Source organism: Anaerotruncus sp. DFI.9.16 (assembly GCF_024461615.1).
Lineage (GTDB): Bacteria > Bacillota > Clostridia > Oscillospirales > Ruminococcaceae > Anaerotruncus > Anaerotruncus massiliensis.
On sequence record NZ_JANFZX010000111.1, the window covers coordinates 1 to 3,881 of the forward strand.

Annotated in this window: 6 protein-coding genes; 5 read left to right on the forward strand and 1 reads right to left on the reverse strand. The window is 64.5% G+C overall.

Annotated elements, in window-relative coordinates:
* The first annotated feature begins 347 nt into the window (after positions 1-347).
* Both NE609_RS17050 and NE609_RS17055 read left to right on the forward strand, forming a co-directional pair.
* Entirely contained in the window at positions 348-479 is a 132-nt protein-coding gene (locus tag NE609_RS17050) for a hypothetical protein (RefSeq protein ID WP_256153209.1), read from the forward strand.
* Positions 480-528: 49 nt separating this feature from the next.
* Positions 529-657 carry a hypothetical protein gene (locus NE609_RS17055; RefSeq protein WP_256153210.1) on the forward strand — a complete coding sequence of 43 codons (129 nt, stop codon included), beginning with the start codon at positions 529-531 and terminating at the stop codon, positions 655-657.
* An 87-nt stretch (positions 658-744) separates the two neighbouring features.
* Here NE609_RS17055 and NE609_RS17060 read toward each other — a convergent pair whose 3' ends face one another.
* On the reverse strand, positions 745-2,127 hold the full coding sequence (locus NE609_RS17060; protein ID WP_256153211.1) for an MATE family efflux transporter: 1,383 nt from the start codon (positions 2,125-2,127) through the stop codon (positions 745-747).
* 171 nt (positions 2,128-2,298) lie between these two features.
* Here NE609_RS17060 and NE609_RS17065 point away from each other — a divergent pair, with 171 nt between their 5' ends.
* Genes NE609_RS17065 through NE609_RS17075 form a run of 3 tightly spaced genes read left to right on the forward strand, consistent with a single transcriptional unit; the run spans position 2,299 to position 3,848 of the window.
* Positions 2,299-2,715, forward strand: a complete 417-nt coding sequence (locus NE609_RS17065) for a secondary thiamine-phosphate synthase enzyme YjbQ (RefSeq protein ID WP_101552846.1) — start codon at positions 2,299-2,301, stop codon at positions 2,713-2,715.
* Between the two features lie 4 nt (positions 2,716-2,719).
* Complete coding sequence (locus NE609_RS17070) at positions 2,720-3,469, forward strand: nitroreductase family protein (RefSeq protein WP_256153212.1); 750 nt, start codon at positions 2,720-2,722, stop codon at positions 3,467-3,469.
* Positions 3,459-3,848: a secondary thiamine-phosphate synthase enzyme YjbQ gene (locus tag NE609_RS17075; RefSeq protein WP_256153213.1), complete on the forward strand. Its 390-nt coding sequence runs from the start codon at positions 3,459-3,461 to the stop codon at positions 3,846-3,848. Before NE609_RS17070 ends, NE609_RS17075 begins: the two co-directional genes overlap by 11 nt.
* Positions 3,849-3,881: the final 33 nt, after the last annotated feature.

Genomic DNA, 3,881 nt, shown 5'->3' on the forward strand with positions numbered 1-3,881 from the left:
TTCCGGCCCGCAGGGCCGGGTCGCATGGCGACTCCCTACGGGGAATCCAAAGGGGTCGCGAAGCGACAGCCCGAATGGGGACACCATTTGTCCCGAAGGGACAAGTGGCGCCTGTGGCCCTCTTTGAATGTGCGTCACCGCTCTGCGGCGCTCGCCGCAGGCGAGGAGCGCATCTAAAGCCCCGCCGGCTACAGCGCGGCAAATCGAAAACCGAAGCGCGGCAAATCCAAAATCGCCGGCGGGCGGTAACCCGGCAATCTCTGCCGCACGCAGAGTGAAAACCCCTCCAACTGTCCGTTATATTGGACACACGCTCTAATATAATAAGGATGGAAGGAGGGAGAAAGATGCTGGGAACAATCGTCTGGCTGGCGGGAAGCTACGGGTTTTACCGCTACATGATGGGACAGTGCCGGAAGGCCGCCCGGGAGGGTTACCGCACCGAAAAGCGCTACCTCCAGGCCGTCCGGGAGGACTGACCGAAACACGGGAACAGGACCGCGCACAACACGGAAAGGAGTGTCGGCAATGGCGGATTATCAGATCAGGTGGGTGCAGGGGCACGTGGAAGTGTACGACCGGCTTGGAAGGTTCCAATTCTCGGCCGACACCGAACAGGAGGCGCTTCGGGACCTCGAGGACGGCTGGGCCGCGTGAGCGCCCCGGCGTTTCCCGCCGCTCAGGCGCAATGACAAAGCCCGCCGGCTTCGCGGATGCGAAACCGGCGGGCCGTTTTGATGGCGTTTACTGCTCCTGCGGAGGAGTTTCCGGGGCGCCGTTCAGCAGCCGGCGGCACTTCCAGGCGAAGAGCGCGCAGCAGGTGAGTGCGGCGGTGATGTCGGCGATCGGCTCGGCGATGATGACGCCGGTCGTCTGCGGGGTAATGAAATGCGGCAGGATCAGCACGAGCGGAATCAGCAGGATCAGCTTGCGCAGCATGGCGATGAAGATGGAGACCTTCGCCTGGCCGAGCGCGATGAACACCTGCTGGAAGGACATCTGGAAGCCGAAGACCACCATGCCGAGGAAGAAGATACGCATCAGCCGGGAGGTGAGGGCGATGACGGCGGGGTCGTCGGTAAAGATGCGGATGGGCAGCTGCGGGAAAAAGACCATAATGATCCACAGCAGCATCCCGAAGGTCACGCAGAAGGCAGTCATGTACTTGATCGCCTGCTTGACGCGCCCGTGGTTCCCCGCGCCGTAGTTAAAGCTGATGATCGGCTGGGAGCCCTGCGCGAGGCCCATGATGGGCATCATGAAGAACTGCATGACGCTGCTCATGATGACCATCGCGCCGACGTAGGCGTCGCCGCCGTAATTCTGGAGCGAGGAATTGAAGGTGACCTGCACAAGGCTTTCGGTGCTCTGCATGATGAAGGGGGAAAGCCCAAGCGCCAGCACCGGTCCCGCAATCTTGGGGCTCACGCGGAAGTTGCGCGCCCGCAGACGCAGGTTGGAGCGCTTGGAGGAGATGAACAGGAGCACCCACACCGCGGAGACCGTCTGGGAGAGGATGGTGGCTAGCGCCGCGCCCCGCACGCCCATATCCAGCGCGAAGATGAAGATGGGGTCGAGGACGATGTTGAGCGCCGCGCCGATGCAGACGGTGAGCATGGCGGTCTTGGCAAAGCCCTGCGCCGAGACGAACTGGTTCATCCCCAGCGCGATCTGCACGCTGATCGTGCCGATCAGGTAGATCTCCAGGTAGCTGTCCGCGTAGGGAAGCGTGTCGGGGCTCGCGCCGAAGAGGTTCAGGAGCGGCGTCTTGAAGATCATCAGCACCACGGTCAGCAGGACCGCGACGCCCACGAGCATGGTAAAGCAGTTGCCCATCAGCTCCTCCGCCTTGTCGCGCCTGCCCTCGCCCATCTTGATCGAGGCGAGCGGCGCGCCGCCGTACCCGACCAGCGCCGCGAACGCCGAAATGACCATGATGATCGGGAACGCCAGCCCCACGCCGGTCAGCGCGACCGTGCCGTTCCCGGGCATCCGCCCGATGTACATCCGGTCGACCACGTTGTAGAGTGCGTTGATCACCTGCGCCGCGATCGCCGGCGCGGAAAGCGATAAAATCAGTTTTGGAATGTTTTCATTGGCAAATCGGTAGTCCATATCCTGCTTCATGGCGGACTCCCACTCCCCCTCTGTCGTTCATATTTAAAAGACCATCATAGCGCAAGAATATGAACAAACTGTGTCCTCACTGTGGCTGAGATTGTGAACAAAAGATGACCGGATGCGACGTTGTACCGGCCGGGGACGCGTGTTATAATAAATGCAAAGGGGGCGCTGCCGATGAAATCCTACCGCAAGGAGCTGCATTTCCGCCTGCCCGCCCGGCGCGGGCTCGTCAACATCACGCCGCAGGTCGAGGAGGCGCTGCGGGAGAGCGGGATCAAAGAGGGCCTGCTGCTCGCAAACGCGATGAATATCACGGCGAGCGTCTTCATCAACGACGATGAAAGCGGGCTGCACCACGACTATGAGGTGTGGCTGGAAAAGCTCGCGCCCGAAAAGCCCTACGCCCAGTACCGCCACAACGGCTGCGAGGACAACGCCGACGCGCACCTCAAGCGGACGGTCATGGGCCGGGAAACGGTCGTGGCCGTGACGGACGGCAGGCTCGATTTCGGGACGTGGGAACAGATCTTCTATTTTGAATTCGACGGCAAACGCGACAAGCGGGTGCTGATCAAGATCATCGGGGAGTGAGGATATGACCGACCTGGAGGCCGTTGAGCGGCGGATTTCCCGCCGCAGCTATCTGGAGACGCCGCTGGAGCCCTTTACCTCGGGCGCGCTGCTCACGCTGGTGGGGGAATACAACCGGCGCGCCGGGCTGCGCGTCGAGCTTGTCCGGGAGGGCGCGGAGGCGTTCCGGGGCTTTCGCCGCAGCTACGGCATGTTTTCGGGCGTGAACAGCTATTTCGCGATGGCGGGCAGGCGTGCGGACCTCTGCCTGCGGGAGAAGGTGGGCTACTGGGGGGAGAAGCTCGTCCTGGAGGCCACCAGGCTCGGGCTCGGCACCTGCTGGGTGGGCGGCACCTTTGACCGGGCGGCCTGCCCCTGCCGCCTGCTCCCCGACGAGGAGCTCGTCTGCGTGATTACGGTCGGGCACGTGTCCGCGGAGCTTGGCGGGAAGGAGCGGTTCATCTACCGGATGGTCCACCGCTCGACCAAGCCGCTGGAGGCGCTCTACGACGCGGACGGGGAGACGCCGCCCGACTGGTTCGCGGCGGGGATGCGCGCAGTCCGGCGCGCGCCCTCCGCCCTCAACCGGCAGCCGGTCCGCTTTGTCTGGCGGGACGGCGCGGTCAGCGCGTCGGTCCCCGACTACGCCTCCCAGGCGGTCGACCTCGGCATCGCGAAGCTGCATTTCGAGATCGGCGCGGGCGGCGGAAGCTGGAAGCCGGGCAGCGGCGGCGCGTACCTGCGCGGAGGGGAGGCGGGGACGGATGCTCTGTGAATACACGCTCCAGACGGGGCGGCAGGGCTTTTACAACGTGACCGCGCGGGTGTGCGAGGCGGTCAAGGCCTGCGGGGTCACCGACGGGGCCTGCCTCGTCTACTGCCCGCACACGACCGCGGGGATCACCGTCAACGAGAACAGCGATCCCGACGTCGTTTCCGACATGCTGCTCGGGCTCGAGCGGGCCTACCCCGACCGGCCGGAGTTTCGCCACGCGGAGGGCAACTCCGCCGCCCACCTCAGGGCGAGCGCGGTGGGCTCGGGGGTGCTGCTCCCGGTCGAAAACGGGCGGCCGGTGCTCGGCGTGTGGCAGGCGGTCTACTTCTGCGAGTTCGACGGCCCGCGCACCCGGCGGTTCTATGTGAAACCGCTCTGAAAAAAGAACACGGCCCGGGGGGGGGGGGGGGGG